This is a genomic window from Ferrimonas balearica (assembly GCF_019802085.1).
GTDB lineage: Bacteria > Pseudomonadota > Gammaproteobacteria > Enterobacterales > Shewanellaceae > Ferrimonas > Ferrimonas balearica_B.
Genome location: NZ_JAHVHV010000005.1, coordinates 228,131 through 243,998, shown reverse-complemented (window position 1 = coordinate 243,998; position 15,868 = coordinate 228,131). Strand labels below are relative to the sequence as shown.

Here is a 15,868-nt window from a genome sequence, read left to right as displayed (position 1 = left end):
CCCTCCATCAGCGGATCAGAAAGCCCTGGGGAAAGGGGTCCTTGGGGTCCAGGTAGAAGCGGTGCTCCCCGGTGATCCAGGCCCGCCCGCTGACCCGGGGCACCACCGCCGGTTTGCCGTGGTAGTCCAGGCTCTCAAGCGCCCTCACCCCCATCCGCCCGCCGACGATGCTCTCAATCTCAATGCTCTGGCCCAACGCCAGCGCCCCCCGAGCGTGCAGCAGAGCGGCCCGGGCCGACACCCCGGTGCCGGTGGGGCTGCGATCCAGCTCGCCATCGGCGAAGATGCACACATGACGGCTGTGGCGCCCCGCCTCGGCCACCCGGGCCGAGGTGAAGATGGTGGCGTAGAGAAAACTCAGGTCCGGCTCGAGGGGGTGGCTCAAGGGCCAGGCCTCGGCCACCGCCTGCTTTATCGCCTGCCCGGCCTGCTTCAGGGCCTGACCCTGCTCCGGGACCAGGCTGAGCCCCAGGGCATCGGCATCGACAAAGGCGTAGTAGGCCCCGCCGAAGGCGATGTCGTAGGCCACCCGCCCCAGCCCGGGCACCTCGACGGTCTGGTCCAGGCACTCGACAAAGCTGGCGACGTTATCGAAACAGGCCTCCCAGCCCGAATCGGTGGGGGTCAGGTAGGCGGTGACCCGCCCGGCGGGGGCGTCGATCTTCAGGGTAAAGGGGGCGCGGCGTTCGCCACACTGGGCCGCCACCTGGGCCAGGGCCAGCACCGCGTGGCCGCACATAGAGGAGTAGCCCTCGTTGTGCAAAAAGAGCACCCCGAAGTCGCCGTCGTCGGTCACCGGTTCGGTCAGCAGCGCCCCGTACATGTCGCTGTGGCCCCGGGGTTCGTGCATCAGCAGACGGCGGTAGTGATCCAGGTGTTCGGTCAGGTAGCGTCGCTTGGCCAGAATGTTGTCACCGGGCAGGGGCGGATAGCCGCCGGTGATGATCCGCAGCGGCTCCCCCTCGGTGTGGGCGTCCAGGGTGGTGAACCGGGTGGCGCCCTGGCTAAGGGCAGCGGGAACCGTCCATGTCATTGTCTTTCCTCCGCTATCGACCTTGGTCAAAAAACGGTCGAGATTCGACCAGCTTGGGTTAGAGTAACCGGTACTTGCGTTACCGATTTTATAATTGTATACAATATTCAAGTCAACGCAATCGCCTGCTTCAGGCCAACACTACAGCAAAGAGGGATCTTCCATGAAGGTTGATTGGTACGGTGTCTATCCCGCCATCTCCACCCAGTTTCACGCCAACGGTCAATTGGACCTGGCGGCCAACCAGCGGATGCTGGAGCAGCTCATCGACGACGGCATCCACGGCATCATCGCCCTGGGCACCGTGGGGGAGAACTGCTCCCTGAGCGCCGAGGAGAAGCGCACCTTCCTGCGCCACACCCTGAGCGTGGCCAAGGGGCGCATTCCGGTGATCGCCGGCTGCGCCGAAACCACCACCGCCTTCGCCGTCGACTACGTGCGTGACGCCGAGGCGATGGGGGTGGACGGCATCATGCTGCTGCCGGGCATGGTCTACCGGGCCAACCGGGAGGAGACCCTCTACCACTACCGCACCGTGGCCCGGGCCACCGCCCTGCCCATCATGATCTACAACAACCCGGTGACCTACGGGGTGGACATCGACCTGGAGATGACCGCCGAGCTGGCCGAGGAGGCCAACATCGTGGCGATCAAGGAGTCCACCACCGACACCCGCCGCATCACCGAGCTGCACAATCGCTTCGGCGATCGTTTCATCGTGTTCTGCGGGGTGGACGACATCGCCCTGGAGAGCCTGATGCTGGGCGCCACCGGCTGGATCTCCGGGCTGACCAACGTCTTCCCCAGAGAATCGGTGGCCATCTTCAAGCTGGCCCAGGCGGGGCGCTACCAGGAGGCGCTCACCCTGTGGCGCTGGTTCCTGCCCCTGCTGCGGCTGGATACCGTGCCCCACCTGGTGCAGTGCATCAAGTACGCGGAGCAGCTGGCCGGGCGCGGCAGCGAAACCGTGCGGGCCCCGCGTCTGCCCCTCAGTGGTGCCGAGCGGAAGCGGGTCACCCGGGTGTTCGAGCAGGCGATGGCCCAGCGCCCCTCCCTGGCCCCCTACAACCTGGACTGAGGGGGCGGCATGATCAAAGGCACCTTCGCCTGCATCGACGCCCACACCTGTGGCAATCCGGTGCGCCTGATCACCAGCGGCCACCCGCCGCTGGTGGGCCGGACCATGAGCGAGAAACGACAGGATTTCCTGGCCCACCACGACTGGATCCGCCAGGCGCTGATGTTTGAGCCCCGGGGCCACGACATGATGTCCGGTGCCTTTCTCTACCCCCCTTGTGATGAGGCCAACGACGCCGCCATCCTCTTCGTGGAGACCTCCGGCTGCCTGCCCATGTGTGGCCACGGCACCATAGGCACCGTCACCGCCGCGCTGGAAGCGGGGTTGATTACCCCCAAGGTGCCCGGCCAGCTGCGCCTGGAGGTGCCCGCCGGGCTCATCCAGGTGCAGTACCAGCAGGAAGGCGACAAGGTGGCCTGGGTGCGGCTGACCAATGTCCCCGCCTACCTGGCCCACGCCGACCAGACCCTGGAAGTGCCGGGGCTGGGTTCGCTCACCGTGGACGTGGCCTACGGCGGCAACTTCTACGTCATCGTCGAACCCCAGGCGCACTTCCCCGGCATCGAGCACTGGTCCGCTGACACCCTGCTGCGCTGGAGCCCCATAGTGCGCCAGGTGGCCGACGCCACCCTGGCCTGCGTCCACCCCGAGGATCCCACGGTGCGGGGGGTCAGCCACGTGCTCTGGACCGGCACCCCCACCCGGCCCGACTCCGACGGCGCCAACGCGGTGTTCTACGGCGAGCGGGCCCTGGACCGATCCCCCTGCGGCACCGGCACCAGCGCGCGGATGGCCCAGCACTTTGCCAAGGGCCTGCTGGCCGAGGGCGACCGCTACGTCCACGAGTCGATCATCGGCAGCCAGTTCGTGGGTCGGGTGGAGCGGGTCACCGAGCTGGCGGGACGCCCGGCCATCGTGCCCAGCATCCAGGGCTGGGCCCGGGTGTTCGGCCACAACACCCTGGTGGTGGACGATGCCGACCCCTACGCCTTTGGTTTTCAGGTGAAATAAGGATTTTTCCATGACACTGACCGGACAACACTGGATCGCCGGCCGCTGGTGCGGCGCGCCCCAAACCGATTTCCTGGCCTGGGATCCCCGGGCCGACGCCCCCCTTGCCCCGGCCTTCGCCGAGGCCAGCGAACAGGAGGTGGCCCAGGCGGTGGCCGCCGCCGAAACCGCCTTTGTGGCATATCGCCAAACCCCCGCCGAGACCCGCGCAAGGCTGCTGGAGGCGATCGCCGAGGGGATCGAATCCCTGGGGGAGGCGCTCATCACCCGCGCCGAGCAGGAGACCGCCCTGCCCCGGGCCCGGCTCGAGGGGGAGCGGGGCCGCACCTGCGGTCAGCTGCGCGCCTTTGCAACCTGGCTGCGCGCCCCCCTGCAGGCGGTGCTGAAGGACGCGGCGCTGCCGGACCGCCAGCCCCTGCCGCGACCGGACCTGCGCCTGGGCCAGGTGCCCCTGGGCCCGGTGGCGGTGTTCGGTGCATCCAACTTCCCCCTGGCCTTCTCCGTGGCCGGCGGTGACACCGCCTCGGCCCTGGCCGCCGGCTGCCCCGTGGTGGTCAAGGGTCACCCGGCCCACCCCGGCACCGCCGAGCTGGTGGCCGGTGCCATCGGCCGGGCCATCGAGGCCTGTGGCCTGCCCCCGGGGCTCTTTGCCCTGCTGCAGGGGCGCACACCGGCCCTTTCGCTGGCCCTGGTGCGCCACCCCGGCATCGCCGCGGTGGGCTTTACCGGCTCCGCCGCGGTGGGCCAGAGCCTGGCCCGGGAAGCGGCCAGCCGGCCCCGCCCCATCCCCTTTTTCGGCGAGCTGGGGGCGGTCAACCCGCAGCTGCTGCTGCCGGGCCGATTGGCGGAGCAGCCCGAGGCGTTGGCCCAGGCCCAGTTGGACTCCATGATGATGGGCCAGGGGCAGTTCTGCACCAGTCCGGGCCTGGTGTTGCTACCCCAGACTGAGGGCGCCGAGCGCTACCTGGCCCACCTGTCCGAGGGGCTCAAAAGCCAGTCCGACGGGGTGATGCTGACCCCGGGGATCGCCAAGGCCTACCGCCGCCAGGTCGAACGCCTGGCCAGCCAGACCGGGGTCACCCTGCTGGCCCGGGGACAAGGGCAGGGGCAGGGACAAGAGCAGGGCCACCCCAACGGCGCCGTGCCGCGGCTCTATCGGGTGCACCGGGATGACGCCCTGGACAATCCGGTGCTGTTCGAGGAGGTGTTCGGCCCCTGCGTGCTGGTGATCCAGGATGGCTTGGACGACGCCCTGGTGGACGCCCTGCCCGGCCAGCTCACCGTCTCGGTGCACGGCAACGAGGCGGACTTTGCCCATCAAGCGTCCCTGCTGGAGCGCCTCGCCTACCGGGCCGGGCGGCTGATCGCCAACCAGATGCCCACCGGGGTGGAGGTGTGCGCGGCCCAAAACCACGGCGGCCCCTGGCCGGCCAGCACCGCTCCCCAGACCACCTCGGTAGGGGCCCAGGCGATGCAGCGGTTCCTGCGCCCGGTGGCCTATCAGAACTGGCCTCAGCACCAGCTTCCCGCAGCATTGAAGTAAAAACTCAAAAAGGACAGTGATCTGCAGGGAGCCACGCTGGTGGCTCCCTTTTCTTTGCCCCTGTGAATGGGTAACCTAGTGGCCAGTTCAGGTTTTCGAAAATATACAGGATGCGTCAGGGAAGCCCCATCATTCACAAAACCCGTACCCAGGTCGTGGTCGAGGTGCTGAGGGAGAAGATCCTCTCCGGCGAGATCAAAGCCGGTGAACCCCTGCGCCAGAGTGCGCTGGCCACCGAGCTCAACGTCAGCCGGATCCCGGTCCGAGAAGCCCTGCTGCAGCTGGAAGCGGAAGGGCTGGTGCGATTCGAGGCCCACAAGGGGGCCACCGCCACCGAGCTGTCGGTCACCCAGGTGGAGGAGCTGTTCGAGTTGCGCGCGCTCATTGAGCCCGGCCTGCTGGCCCGCTCCATTCCCCGGCTCTCCCCGGCCCAGCTGGCGCTGGCCCAGGATTACCTGGAGCAACTGGAGTCCGCCTTCCAAGCGGAGAACGCCGTCAACAGCTGGAGCGAACTCAACACCCTGTTCCACCTGAGTCTCTATGCCGGCGCCGACCGCCCCCACACCCTGGAGGTGGTGCGGGGCCTGAACACCAATTCCGACCGCTACATCCGGCTGCAGCTGCTGCTGGCCGGCGGCATTCCCCGGGCTGAACAGGAGCACCGGGAGCTGCTGGAGCGGTGTCGTCAACGGGACGTCGAGGGGGCCACGGCCCTGCTTCGCGCGCACATCGAGCACGCCGCCGAGGGGGTCAAATCCCTGGTGGCGGAGCACGTGGCGCTTCAAGCCTAAGGCGTCCCACTATTATCAAAGAAGCGGCGATGTGACGCCGCCTTTCAGGAGTCTTCCCATGCGTTCTGCCGAAATCACCGGCTGGGGTAAATGCCTGCCACCGGCCGTGCTGACCAACGACGATCTGGCCACCTTTATGGACACCAGCGACGAGTGGATCCGCACCCGTACCGGCATTGGCCAGCGCCACATCAGCCACGTCGGCACTTCCGAGCTGGCCACCGTGGCCGCCCAGCGCGCCCTGGCCGCGGCCGGCCTTAAGGGCAGCGACATCGACATGATCATCCTGGCCACCGCGACGCCGGACACCCTGGTGCCCAACATCGCCGCCACGGTGCAGGCCAACATCGGTGCCCAGTGCGCGGCCTTCGACATCAACGCCGCCTGCTCCGGGTTCCTCTACGGCCTGGGACTGGCCACCGCCCAGATCCGCTCCGGCCAGTGCCAGCGGGTGCTGGTGGTGGGCGCCGAACGCCTGACCTTCTACCTCAACTGGACCTTGCGGGACACCGCGGTGCTCTTTGGCGACGGCGCCGGCGCCGTGGTGCTGGAGGCCAGCGACAATGAGGCCGGAGTACTCAGCTACGCCATGAACAACGACCCCGAAGGGCGGGAGATCCTCAAGGTGTCCGGCTTTGGCACCAACATGGACAAGGGCAGCCCCCACGCCATGGAGTTTTTCCTGCAGTTCGAGGGGCGGGAGATCTTCAAGCGCGCCATCGCCGGCATGGGTCGCCTGAGCCAGCAAGTGCTGGCGGAAAGCGGCGTATCGCCGGAGCAGGTCGACCTGGTGGTGCCCCACCAGGCTAACGTGCGGATCATCGACACCCTGATCGGCAAGATGGGGCTCCCCAAGGAGAAGGCCTTCGTCAACATCGAGCACTACGGCAACACCTCCGCCGCCACGGTGCCCATCGCCCTGTGCGATGCCCTGGAGTCCGGCCGGATCCAGCCCGGCGACACCCTGCTCTCCTGCGCTTTCGGCGCCGGCCTGACCTCCGCCGCGGCGGTGATCAAGTGGGGCGAGCGCACCACACCGCTGGCCCAGAGTGACGCCGAACTGCCGCCCTGCGACGTCGACGCCCTGACGCTGATTCAAAGCGCCGTCGAACGAGACCGAGCCGTCGCAAACCGCTGAAAAATCAGGCCGCTATCGCGGCCTGATTGCGTTTAGTGCCATACTGGTGTGGCCCGGGCCTTTGGCCCAAGTGACAAGGACACACGGAATATGGACATTCAACGGCTGTTTGCCGATGTGCAGCGGCTGCCCAGCCTCGGCCCCCTGGTGCAGTCCCTGATGGCGGCGTTCGCCCAGCCGGAGCCGGACCTGCTCAACATTGCCGACCAACTGGCCCAGGACCAGGGCTTCGCCACCAAGGTGCTGCGCCTGGCCAACTCCGCCCGCTTTGCCGGTGCCCGGCAGGTGGACAGCGTCAATGACGCCGCCATCCTGCTGGGGCTTAACAACCTCAAGATGCTGGTGCTGTGCACCGCCATGCAGCAGCGCCTGCAGCACGTCCCCCACCTGGATACCGAACGCTTCTGGCAACAGAACCTGGCCTGCGCCCAACTGAGCGCCGCATTGGCCCGGCGCTGTCGGCTTGATCCGGGCCAGGCCGCCACCTGCGGTCTGCTGCACAGCGTCGGCCAGCTGTTTCTTCACCAAAGCCTGCCGGCCCAGGCCCAGCAGGTGATGGCGCGCAGCGCCCAGGGCACCCCGCGCCACCTTGTGGAGCGGGAGCTGCTGGGGTTCGATTACGGGGATCTGGGGGCCGAACTGGCCCGGCGCTGGCAGTTTCCAGCCCTCATCGGCGACGTCTGCCGCCACCATTTGGACCCGGAGCGAGCCCCCGGCCCCAGTCGCGCCCTGGCCACCCTGGTGGCCCTGGCCCGGCACCGGGTGATGGCGGGTCCCCGGGCTCCACTGCCAGAGGCGGCGCTGGCCCAGTTGGGACTGAGCGCCGAGGATCTGGCTGAGTGTGACCCCCAGCCCAGCCCCGTCTAGGGGCTCAGCCTGGCCGGATCCCAGTAGAGGTGGGTATCGTGGTGTTCCGCCAGCAGGCGATTGAGGGCGGAAAAACTGGGGATCACCTGCTCCTGCCCGCTTAAGCAGGCCCAGACGAAGCGGTGGCAGTTGTTGCGTCTTAGGTGGTAATCCCGGTAGGTAAACAGCGCCTTGGCGGCGCGCTCGGCGGCCCGCTCGCTGCCCAGGGCCCGATGCCGGCTGTCACTAAGGCAGAAGATGGTGGCGCCGCTTCGGTTGTGCAGGAAGCGCTGGGCAGAGACCCCCCGGACCAGGCCGCTGCCGTGCAGCTCGGCGATGCAATCCCCCCCCAGCCAGATCCCGGTGTGCTCCACCACCCCGAACACGTGACAGGCCATCAGGGTGCCCGGCGTCGGGGTCACCGCCACCGCCCCGGGCATCCACTGGCTGGGTCCCAGGGCCAGGCGGGCCGGCCCACTGGGCGTGCGGTAGCGCCGGGCCTGAACCTGGCGGCGGTGGTCGTGATACTCCACGGCGGCCAGGGCGCCGGCGAGCAACAGCAGTGCGGGTAGGGCCATCTCACACCTCCTATGGCCCTAACCTAGCGGGTTCGGCGTCCTTTGGGGACATCAAAATGTAACGGTTTTCAACGACTCAGTTTGAGCAGGGCGGAGAGGCTCAGGGATTGGCGCCCTGCCAGGGCACTGGCCTGGGCCAGCAGCAGCTCGCCACAGGCGATGGCGTCCACCAGGGCGTGGTGGCCCGGGTAGTCCGGCAGGCCGTAGCGACGCCGACACTGGGCCAGCCTTAGCTGGTCCCCCTTGAGCACCTCACCGCGCCGCTCCAGGCGCCGCTGCTCCAGCAGCAGGGTGTCGATCGCCAGCAGCGGCAACCCCTGGCCAAAGCAGTGCTGCAAACCGGCGTTGAGAAAACCCAGGTCCAGGGCGCCGTGGTGACACACCAGCACCCGGCCGGCCAGTTGGGGCACCAGGGCCGCCAGGGCGTCGCACAGGGGCACGCCGTCCGCCAGGTGGCGGTCGTGGATGCCGTGGATGGTGGCGCTCTGCCCCACCTCGCCGTCGATGGCCACCAGCTGATGCCAGGCATCCGACAGCTGAACCCGGCCCCCCTCGATGGGCACAGTGGCGATGGAGAGGATGGCGTCGTTGCGCAGGTCGAGGCCGGTCAGCTCCAGGTCCAGCGCCAGCAGCGACTGGCTGCGGTAATCGGCAGAGAACTTGGGCGCAGGGGCCTCGAAAAAGGGCGCCAGCGGCTCGGGCAAGGCACCCCAGCCGGCCACCAGGCGTTTGAGTCGATGAGCCAGGGCACTCATCACAGGCTCCGGGCAAAGCTCAGCCGGACCCCGTCCTGGGCCCGGGCCACCACGGCAAACGCGTCCTTGAGCTGGTGACGGGTCAGCCCCGACACCCGGCCCGGGCGCAGGAAGTTGGAGGGATCTTCACCGCGACTCCACTGTTCTCCCTGGTTGGCCAGGCGCAGGTGGGCGATAAATTCCTGGGCGTCCGCCAGGTTGAGGGCGTCCTTGCGGGTCACCAGCCCCGCCTTCATCGCCGCCTGGATCCGCTGGGCGGTACCCACCGCCTCGCTGCCGCAGGCCAGGGCGTAGATCCGCGCCACGTCATTGATGATCGCCAGCCCCTTGTGTTTCAGGTCCAGCGCCTTGCGCTGCTCCCCGTCCCGCTCCAGCACCAGCTGGCGGAAGAACCCCAGCGGCGGCGAGTTATGGCCGGCGTTGGTGGCCATCATCGCCAGGAAGATCTGGTTGTCCTTGCAGCGGGCCAACACCGATTGCTGCAAGGTCTTGGCCAGATCGCCGCGACCGGCGATGGCGCGCATGTCGAAAAAGATGCTGGCGTGCATCACCGCCTTGGGCTCCGGTTGATCGATCCAGCGGCCAAACTGCGCCTGCCACTGGGCCAGGGAGAGGCACCATTTGGGGTTCATCGCCATGATGCCGCCGGGGCAGTGGATGTAACCGCTGTCGTTCAGCGCATCGCAGACGTAGGTGGCCAGGCGCTGGAAGTAATCCCGCTCTTCGTCGTTGGGCTCCCGGGCCAGCAACAGGCCGTTGTCCTGATCCGATTTGCCCGCCTGGTCCATCCGTGCCTGGGAGCCGAACGCCAGCCAGCACCAGGCCATGGGAGCCGGCCCCAGGGCCTGCTGGCCCAGCACCAGCAGACGCCGGGTCAGAGCATCGGTCACCAGGGTCAGCACCCGACCGATCTCCTCCGCTCGGGCGTCGGCTTGGATCAGGCTTTGCAGCAGCGCCGGGATCTGGCCGGCCACCTGCACCAGGGTGGCCCGGTCGCTCTGACGGTCAATCTCGCCAATCAGGTGAAGAGGGTCGTTGCGCTGCAGCCGGATGAGATCCGTGCTGGTCACCACCCCCAGGGGCACCCCCTCCTCGGCCACCGGCAGATGGTGGATGTTGTGCTGACTCATCGCCAGCATCGCCTCGAACACCAGGGTATTGGGGGGCACGGAGACGGGATCCGCGGTCATCACCTCGTTGACCGGGGTGTCCACGGCGATCCCCTCCGCCAGCACCCGGTTACGCAGGTCCCGGTCGGTGAGGATCCCCAGCAGGCGGTTGTCCTGCACCACCAGCAGGCAGGAGATCCGGGCATCCCGCATCAACCGCGCCGCCTCCTGCACCGGGGCAAAGGGCCCCACGCTCTTGGCCGGCGAGGCCATCACCGAGCGGATCCGGGCAGTATTGAGGTGCTCCCGGGCCAGGTAGCGAGCGCTGTAGCGAAGCCGTTCGGCGTGCTTGCGGTTAAAGAAACGGTCGAAATCCCGGCTCAGGGCTCTCAGGGCTCGGAAGCAGGACTCGCTTAAGATGTAGACCAGGCCATCCTCCAGCACCTGGATGCGGTTGCTGACCTGCTCGCCGGTCAGCAGCGAGGGGAAGCCGAAGTAGTCCCCCTCTCCCAGCCGGTCCAACAGTTCCCCCCGGTCGCTGCGCACCTCGAAGGCGCCGGAGCGGACGATGTAGAGGTGGGGGTTGTCGTAGTCCAGGGGCACCTCGCCGCTGGACTTGGCGAAATAGGCGATCTCGATGCCCCGGGCCGCGGTCTCCCGCCCGGCGTCGTCCAGCTGGTCAAAGGGCACCAGCTCGGCGAGAAAATCGATGATGGGCGCCAGGTCGTGGTCGGTCATGTTTATCCATTACATCCTTGATACACTGGGCAAAACATCAGGGAGCGAGACATGATTGCGATAGCACAACTCTTTTTCCTCACCCTGGGCCTGGCCCTGGTGGTGGTGGCGGTCGGCCTGTACCTGCGTCGTACCGCCAACTGGCACGCGCTGTGGCAGATCTGGGTGGGCAAGCTGAAGGACCTCAGCCTCAGCGAGTTCCGCTTCTACCGCAGCGGCATCCTGTTTCTATTTATCGGGATCCTGCTGCGCATCGTCAACCTGACGTTAAACGGCGTTTGATTTGAGACAACAAAGAGAAAGGGCACCTTGCGGTGCCCTTTTTGCTTAGTGGTGGGTGGCTTCTCCCGCCCCTTTCGGGAAGCGGATGCTTTCCACCAGATCCTGGACCTCTTGCGGTGACTCCTGGGTCATCCGGCTGACGGAGAAGGCCACGATGAAGTTCAGCAGCATGCCCAGAGTACCGATCCCCTCGGGGGAGATCCCAAACAGCCAGTTCTCCGGCGTGTTGGCAATCAGCGGCTCGAAGAACACGCCCTTGTACGCCAGGATGTAGCCGGCGGTGAAGGTGATGCCGACGATCATGCCTGCAATGGCGCCCTCTTTGTTCATGCGCTTGGAGAAGATCCCCATGATGATGGCCGGGAAGAACGACGATGCCGCTAACCCGAAGGCGAATGCCACCACCTGCGCCACGAAGCCGGGCGGATTGATCCCCAGGTAACCGGCGATGCAGATGGCCACCGCCGCGGCGATCCGCGCGTAGGTCAGCTCCTGCCGGTCCGTAATGTTGGGCATCAGGTTCCGTTTGAGCAGGTCATGGGAGATCGAGGTGGAGATCACCAGCAGCAAGCCCGCCGAGGTCGACAGCGCCGCCGCGATCCCCCCTGCGGCCACCAAGGCGATCACCCAGTTAGGCAGGTTGGCGATCTCCGGGTTGGCCAGCACCATGATGTCGCGGTCGATCTTCATGTTGTTGCGCTCATCACCGGAGTAGAACATCACGCCCTGCTCCGCCATCTGCTCACCAGCAGCGCCGGCGGCCGTCACGTTCTCATCGGTGCCGGAGAAGCCAATCAGACCGGTCTGTTCCCAGTTTTGGATCCACTGGGGCCGCTCGGCGTAGAGGGTCCCCTTGCCGTCCGGGCCGTTGATGGTGTCAATCATGTTCAGACGGGCGAAGGCGGCCACGGCGGGTGCGGTGGTGTACAGCAGCGCGATGAACACCAGGGCCCAACCGGCGGAGATCCGGGCATCGGCCACCTTGGGTACGGTGAAGAAGCGCACAATCACGTGGGGCAGACCAGCGGTGCCCACCATCAGGGCGGCGGTGATAAAGAACACGTCCACGGTGGACTTGGAGCCGTCCGTGTACTGACTGAAGCCCAACTCCGACATCAAGCCATCGAGTTTGGACAACACCGAGGTGCCCGGTTCAGAGACCAGGTCGGAGCCGAAGCCAATCTGCGGGAAGAAGTTGCCGGTCAGCATGATGGAGATGAACACCGCGGGCACCAGGTAGGCGGTGATCAGCACCACGTACTGGGCCACCTGGGTGTAGGTGATCCCCTTCATGCCACCGAGTACGGCGTAGAAGAACACCACCACCATACCGATGATCACCCCCATGGTGACGTCCACTTCGAGGAAGCGGGAGAACACCACGCCCACGCCCCGCATCTGGCCGGCCACGTAAGTGAAGCAGACGAAGATGGCGCAGATCACCGCCACGGTCCGGGCGGTCTGGGAGTAGTAGCGGTCACCGATAAAGTCCGGCACGGTGAACTTGCCGAACTTACGCAGGTAGGGTGCCAGGCACAGGGCCAGCAGCACGTAGCCCCCGGTCCAGCCCATCAGGTAGACGGCACCGTCGTACCCCATAAAGGCGATAAGGCCCGCCATGGAGAGGAAGGAGGCCGCGGACATCCAGTCGGCGGCGGTGGCCATGCCGTTGGCCACCGGGTGTACGCCGCCACCGGCCACGTAGAACTCGTTGGTGGAGCCGGCCTTGGCCCAGATGGCGATGCCGATGTAGAGGGCGAAGGTGGCGCCCACTACGATGTAGGTCAATGTTTGCAGGTCCATCGCATCAGTCCTCGTGCACGTTGTACTTCTGATCCAGGGCGTTCATCTTGGCCACGTAGACGAAGATGAGGGCGACAAAGACGTAGATGGCCCCCTGCTGGGCAAACCAGAATCCCAGTTTGAACCCCCCCAGCTGGATGGCATTCAAGGTGTCCACCAGCAAGATCCCACAGCCGTAGGACACGATGAACCAGACGGCCAGTAGGCTGAGCATCAGACGCAAGTTCTCGCGCCAGTATGCTTTTGCCTGTTCGTTGCTTTCGAAAGCCATGAGCTGCTCCCCTTTCCTTATCGTTGGAATAGTCAGAGCTAACCTAGCAAGGGAGGCGGTGTGAGGAAGATCGACCTTAGTCAAAGGGGCGCGAAGCGAAAAGGAATGGCGAAAATACAATTTCCTTTTGTTTCAGTAATTTAATGTTGTTCACTGGCCCATTGGAAGGGCCCATTCAGGGCGTTAGACTTTAGTCTCAGCCCCGGCGGCAATGCCCCTATTGCCGCCTGGCAAGGCCTTGCCCCGGCCAGGTTACGCCCTTGTTATCGCTCCAAACTTGGGGCTCTGCCCGGTTAACACCGGCAAAACAGTTGCGGCTTTTTTGGCCGGTTGTGCCGCCCAGGTGCCAGAAACTGTTCGATTGAGCACACTCCTTGCATTGCCCAGGTCCCCAAACCCAATGAGGACAGCCCATGATCGTCTCACCGGTACAAAGCCAGATGACGTCCAAGTACCACCGGGAGCCCGGTGCCAACTTCGACGCCAACATTCAACCCAAGTCCACCGCCACCCAGAGCGCGCCGGCCAAGGGGTTCGAGCAGCAGCTGGAAACCCAGAAGGTCTCCGCCGCCCAGAGCAAGGCCAACGACAAAACCGCCAAGCAGGTGGCGGCGGTGCAGGAGGAGTTTCAGGCCCAGCAGCAGGCGAGCCTGAAAAACCCCTTTGCCGACAACACCGGTGATCTGCTGAGCATGTTGGAGAAAGCCAAGAAGACCCTGGCTTAATCCAGGGCCACTCGCACCAGCAGGCGCACCTGCTGGGCCTGACGGGCCGGCTGGTAACGACCGCTGTCGGCCGCCTCCGCCATCGCCATCTGGCGCGGCATGGGGGTGGCCCCCTGCTCGGTGATGGTCAGCACCTCACCGAGCTCGCTGTCCAGCCGCTGGGCCAGGGCATCGGCCTTGTCCAGGGCGTCCTCCAGCGCCAGGCGAAACAGATCGCGCCGACGCTCCAGATCGTCACTGGCGAAGTAGCCGGGACTGGACAGCTCGTTCAGCCCCAGCTCGGTAAAGCGGGCCAGCCAGGTGGCCACCTCGGCCACCTCCACCTCCAGGGTGACGCTGCGCCGGGCCTCGTAGCCCAACAGGCGCCGCTGACGCTCCTGGTAGTCGTAGCGCGGCCCCAGGGTGAGGCTGCCGGCGCCGTACTGGCTGGGGGAGAGCTCCGCCTCATCCAGCGCATCCAGCACCCGGTCCACCACCTCGTCCACTTCGGCCTTGGCCTCGTCGGGGCTTTTCGCCAAGGCGGTGATCTGACCGGTCAGCCGAGCTCTGTCCGGCGCCACCTCGAGGCTGCCCAGCCCCTCCACTTCAATCCAGCGCCCCTCCGCCATGGCCAGCGAGGGCAACAGCAGCAACAGGCAGGTCCAGGTTTTGAGCGATGCCACATTCGCCTCCTTATATAAAGCGATTACTTGAAATAGTACGGTAAGCCGTCGACAATGGAGCCTGGTCCCGTTCGGAGTGCACCATGTCTTCAGCCGCGAGTAAGATCCTGTTTTTACTGAAACAGCGAGGCCCCTCTCCCCTGGCCCCCCTGGCCGAGGCGCTGGCCCTGACCACCATGGGGGTGCGCCAGCACCTGCAGAAGCTGGAGCAGCGCGGCCTGGTCCAGTTTGAGGACCGTCGCCAGGGCCCCGGCCGACCCAGCCGTCATTGGTTTTTGAGCGACGCGGGCCACCGGGAGTTTGGCGATCGTCACCAGGACCTCACCCTCCAGCTGCTGGAGTCGGTGCAGGACCTGTTCGGTGACGCCGGCCTGGACCGCCTGATCCAGCACCGGTCCGAGAGTCAGAAAACCCTGTACTCTCAGACACTCTCCGACTGCGAAAGTTTGTCCCAGAGGGTCGAAAGGTTGGCCGAACTGCGCCACCAGGAGGGCTACATGGCCCGGGTCCTGCCCCAGGAGGAGGGCTGGCTGCTGGTGGAGGATCACTGCCCCATCTGCGCCGCCGCCCGCCACTGTCAGGGGCTGTGCCGACAGGAACTGGAGCTGTTCCAGGGCCTGCTGGCCCCAGAGGCCGAGGTGACCCGCACCGAGCACCTGTTGGGGGGCGCCAGCCGCTGCGCCTACCGGATCACGCCGGCAAAGGCGGCATCTTGAAGGGGTCCGGGTAGCGGTAGACCAGCCCCAGCTGGCGGCAGATCTTGTAGCCGTCGATCCGCTTGATGGCCATGGGGGCATCGCCAAAGGTGGGCGCCGGCAGGCCCAAGGCCTGGGCCGCGTAGGGATAGAAAGCCCCCCGGCTGGGGTGGCCCGGCGCCGACAGGTTGAACACCTCGCCAAAGGCCTCCGCCTCCAGCACCCGCACCACGGCCCCGATGACGTCCTCCCGATGCACCAGGTTCACCGGTGCCTCGGCCCCCGGCAACCCCTGGCGTCCGGCCAGGAAGCGCCCGGGGTGGCGCTCGCCCCCCACCAGCCCCGCCGGCCGCAGTATCGTCAGCCCGGCGCCAAACCGCGCTGCCATCGCCCGCTCCGCCGCCAGCATTGCCGCCGCCCGCGGCCCCTCATCCAGGGCCCCTAGCTCATCCACCGCCTCCCCCGGGGCGTAGACCGCGGTGGTACTGACGAACAGCGCCCGGCGGATCCCGTGCTGCCAGGCAGCTTCGGCCAGCAGCGCCATCCGGTCGGCGTAGCTGTTGTCCTGGGCCTGGCGGCCCGGCGGCACGTTAACGAACAGCGCCTCGGCCTGGAACAGCCCGGCCAGATCGTCGCCGTCCAGGGTGGTGCCGATGCTCAGGGAGTAAGCCGGAATGCCCAGCAGCTTCAGGCGGGCCAGAGTATCTGCCTGGCGGGCACTGCCGCGCACCGGCCAGCCCTGGCTTTGCAGCTGCTCCGCCAGGGCGAGCCCCAGCCAGCCGCAGCCGATGATGGAGAGGGATTGCATTG

At 66.6% G+C, this 15,868-nt stretch carries 17 protein-coding genes; 9 read left to right on the top strand and 8 right to left on the bottom strand.

Annotation, left to right across the window (positions count from 1 at the left end; translation table 11 throughout):
• Window positions 1–7 precede the first annotated feature (7 nt).
• Complete coding sequence (locus KUV81_RS17855; protein ID WP_222545247.1) at window positions 8–1,033, bottom strand: proline racemase family protein; 1,026 nt, start codon at window positions 1,031–1,033, stop codon at window positions 8–10.
• 163 nt (window positions 1,034–1,196) lie between these two features.
• On the opposite strand from KUV81_RS17855, the gene KUV81_RS17850 reads away from it, so the two are divergent.
• The 6 genes from KUV81_RS17850 (at window position 1,197) to KUV81_RS17825 (ending at window position 7,461) form a co-directional block, all read left to right on the top strand.
• On the top strand, window positions 1,197–2,111 hold the full coding sequence (locus tag KUV81_RS17850; protein WP_222545246.1) for a dihydrodipicolinate synthase family protein: 915 nt from the start codon (window positions 1,197–1,199) through the stop codon (window positions 2,109–2,111).
• Window positions 2,112–2,120: 9 nt separating this feature from the next.
• Complete coding sequence (locus KUV81_RS17845) at window positions 2,121–3,122, top strand: 4-hydroxyproline epimerase (RefSeq protein WP_222545245.1); 1,002 nt, start codon at window positions 2,121–2,123, stop codon at window positions 3,120–3,122.
• A gap of 10 nt (window positions 3,123–3,132) precedes the next feature.
• Entirely contained in the window at window positions 3,133–4,665 is a 1,533-nt protein-coding gene (locus KUV81_RS17840) for an aldehyde dehydrogenase (NADP(+)) (RefSeq protein WP_222545244.1), read from the top strand.
• A gap of 110 nt (window positions 4,666–4,775) precedes the next feature.
• Complete coding sequence (locus KUV81_RS17835) at window positions 4,776–5,456, top strand: GntR family transcriptional regulator (RefSeq protein WP_222545243.1); 681 nt, start codon at window positions 4,776–4,778, stop codon at window positions 5,454–5,456.
• A 58-nt stretch (window positions 5,457–5,514) separates the two neighbouring features.
• Window positions 5,515–6,594, top strand: coding sequence for a ketoacyl-ACP synthase III (locus KUV81_RS17830; RefSeq protein ID WP_222545242.1), 1,080 nt, complete (start codon window positions 5,515–5,517; stop codon window positions 6,592–6,594).
• A 90-nt stretch (window positions 6,595–6,684) separates the two neighbouring features.
• The gene (locus tag KUV81_RS17825) at window positions 6,685–7,461 is read left to right on the top strand and encodes an HDOD domain-containing protein (RefSeq protein WP_222545241.1); all 777 of its coding nucleotides are present in this window, start codon (window positions 6,685–6,687) and stop codon (window positions 7,459–7,461) included.
• Here KUV81_RS17825 and KUV81_RS17820 read toward each other — a convergent pair.
• The 3 genes from KUV81_RS17820 to KUV81_RS17810 all read right to left on the bottom strand — a co-directional run bounded on the left by KUV81_RS17820 (window position 7,458) and on the right by KUV81_RS17810 (window position 10,620).
• Window positions 7,458–8,018: a hypothetical protein gene (locus KUV81_RS17820; RefSeq protein ID WP_222545240.1), complete on the bottom strand. Its 561-nt coding sequence runs from the start codon at window positions 8,016–8,018 to the stop codon at window positions 7,458–7,460. The two genes, KUV81_RS17825 and KUV81_RS17820, sit on opposite strands and share 4 nt — an antisense overlap.
• Window positions 8,019–8,086: 68 nt before the next feature.
• Entirely contained in the window at window positions 8,087–8,773 is a 687-nt protein-coding gene (locus KUV81_RS17815) for an exonuclease domain-containing protein (protein WP_222545239.1), read from the bottom strand.
• Window positions 8,773–10,620, bottom strand: a complete 1,848-nt coding sequence (locus KUV81_RS17810) for a DUF294 nucleotidyltransferase-like domain-containing protein (protein ID WP_222545238.1) — start codon at window positions 10,618–10,620, stop codon at window positions 8,773–8,775. Before KUV81_RS17810 ends, KUV81_RS17815 begins: the two co-directional genes overlap by 1 nt.
• 51 nt (window positions 10,621–10,671) lie before the next feature.
• On the opposite strand from KUV81_RS17810, the gene KUV81_RS17805 reads away from it, so the two are divergent.
• Window positions 10,672–10,902, top strand: coding sequence for a hypothetical protein (locus KUV81_RS17805; protein WP_222545237.1), 231 nt, complete (start codon window positions 10,672–10,674; stop codon window positions 10,900–10,902).
• A 45-nt stretch (window positions 10,903–10,947) separates the two neighbouring features.
• On the opposite strand, the gene KUV81_RS17800 is transcribed toward KUV81_RS17805, so the two are convergent.
• Both KUV81_RS17800 and KUV81_RS17795 read right to left on the bottom strand, forming a co-directional pair.
• Window positions 10,948–12,705 carry a sodium:solute symporter family protein gene (locus tag KUV81_RS17800; RefSeq protein ID WP_222545236.1) on the bottom strand — a complete coding sequence of 586 codons (1,758 nt, stop codon included), beginning with the start codon at window positions 12,703–12,705 and terminating at the stop codon, window positions 10,948–10,950.
• 4 nt (window positions 12,706–12,709) lie between these two features.
• A complete protein-coding gene (locus tag KUV81_RS17795; protein ID WP_222545235.1) occupies window positions 12,710–12,976 on the bottom strand; it encodes a DUF4212 domain-containing protein in 267 nt (88 codons plus the stop codon).
• A 413-nt stretch (window positions 12,977–13,389) separates the two neighbouring features.
• On the opposite strand from KUV81_RS17795, the gene KUV81_RS17790 reads away from it, so the two are divergent.
• The gene (locus KUV81_RS17790; RefSeq protein ID WP_222545234.1) at window positions 13,390–13,701 is read left to right on the top strand and encodes a hypothetical protein; all 312 of its coding nucleotides are present in this window, start codon (window positions 13,390–13,392) and stop codon (window positions 13,699–13,701) included.
• On the opposite strand, the gene KUV81_RS17785 is transcribed toward KUV81_RS17790, so the two are convergent.
• Window positions 13,698–14,363 (bottom strand): SIMPL domain-containing protein, encoded by a 666-nt coding sequence (locus tag KUV81_RS17785; protein ID WP_222545233.1) that lies wholly within the window; start codon window positions 14,361–14,363, stop codon window positions 13,698–13,700. The genes KUV81_RS17790 and KUV81_RS17785 overlap by 4 nt on opposite strands.
• Window positions 14,364–14,446: 83 nt before the next feature.
• Between KUV81_RS17785 and KUV81_RS17780 the strand changes: the two genes are divergently transcribed.
• Window positions 14,447–15,079, top strand: coding sequence for a helix-turn-helix transcriptional regulator (locus KUV81_RS17780; protein ID WP_222545232.1), 633 nt, complete (start codon window positions 14,447–14,449; stop codon window positions 15,077–15,079).
• On the opposite strand, the gene KUV81_RS17775 is transcribed toward KUV81_RS17780, so the two are convergent.
• Window positions 15,054–15,866 carry an NAD(P)H-binding protein gene (locus KUV81_RS17775; protein ID WP_222545231.1) on the bottom strand — a complete coding sequence of 271 codons (813 nt, stop codon included), beginning with the start codon at window positions 15,864–15,866 and terminating at the stop codon, window positions 15,054–15,056. The genes KUV81_RS17780 and KUV81_RS17775 overlap by 26 nt on opposite strands.
• Window positions 15,867–15,868 lie beyond the last annotated feature (2 nt).

Coding starts and splice junctions, on each gene's coding strand:
- KUV81_RS17855 (WP_222545247.1), bottom strand. CDS start 1,033: ATGACATGGACGGTTCCCGCTGCCCTTAGCCAGGGCGCCACCCGGTTC.
- KUV81_RS17850 (WP_222545246.1), top strand. CDS start 1,197: ATGAAGGTTGATTGGTACGGTGTCTATCCCGCCATCTCCACCCAGTTT.
- KUV81_RS17845 (WP_222545245.1), top strand. CDS start 2,121: ATGATCAAAGGCACCTTCGCCTGCATCGACGCCCACACCTGTGGCAAT.
- KUV81_RS17840 (WP_222545244.1), top strand. CDS start 3,133: ATGACACTGACCGGACAACACTGGATCGCCGGCCGCTGGTGCGGCGCG.
- KUV81_RS17835 (WP_222545243.1), top strand. CDS start 4,776: ATGCGTCAGGGAAGCCCCATCATTCACAAAACCCGTACCCAGGTCGTG.
- KUV81_RS17830 (WP_222545242.1), top strand. CDS start 5,515: ATGCGTTCTGCCGAAATCACCGGCTGGGGTAAATGCCTGCCACCGGCC.
- KUV81_RS17825 (WP_222545241.1), top strand. CDS start 6,685: ATGGACATTCAACGGCTGTTTGCCGATGTGCAGCGGCTGCCCAGCCTC.
- KUV81_RS17820 (WP_222545240.1), bottom strand. CDS start 8,018: ATGGCCCTACCCGCACTGCTGTTGCTCGCCGGCGCCCTGGCCGCCGTG.
- KUV81_RS17815 (WP_222545239.1), bottom strand. CDS start 8,773: ATGAGTGCCCTGGCTCATCGACTCAAACGCCTGGTGGCCGGCTGGGGT.
- KUV81_RS17810 (WP_222545238.1), bottom strand. CDS start 10,620: ATGACCGACCACGACCTGGCGCCCATCATCGATTTTCTCGCCGAGCTG.
- KUV81_RS17805 (WP_222545237.1), top strand. CDS start 10,672: ATGATTGCGATAGCACAACTCTTTTTCCTCACCCTGGGCCTGGCCCTG.
- KUV81_RS17800 (WP_222545236.1), bottom strand. CDS start 12,705: ATGGACCTGCAAACATTGACCTACATCGTAGTGGGCGCCACCTTCGCC.
- KUV81_RS17795 (WP_222545235.1), bottom strand. CDS start 12,976: ATGGCTTTCGAAAGCAACGAACAGGCAAAAGCATACTGGCGCGAGAAC.
- KUV81_RS17790 (WP_222545234.1), top strand. CDS start 13,390: ATGATCGTCTCACCGGTACAAAGCCAGATGACGTCCAAGTACCACCGG.
- KUV81_RS17780 (WP_222545232.1), top strand. CDS start 14,447: ATGTCTTCAGCCGCGAGTAAGATCCTGTTTTTACTGAAACAGCGAGGC.
- KUV81_RS17775 (WP_222545231.1), bottom strand. CDS start 15,866: ATGCAATCCCTCTCCATCATCGGCTGCGGCTGGCTGGGGCTCGCCCTG.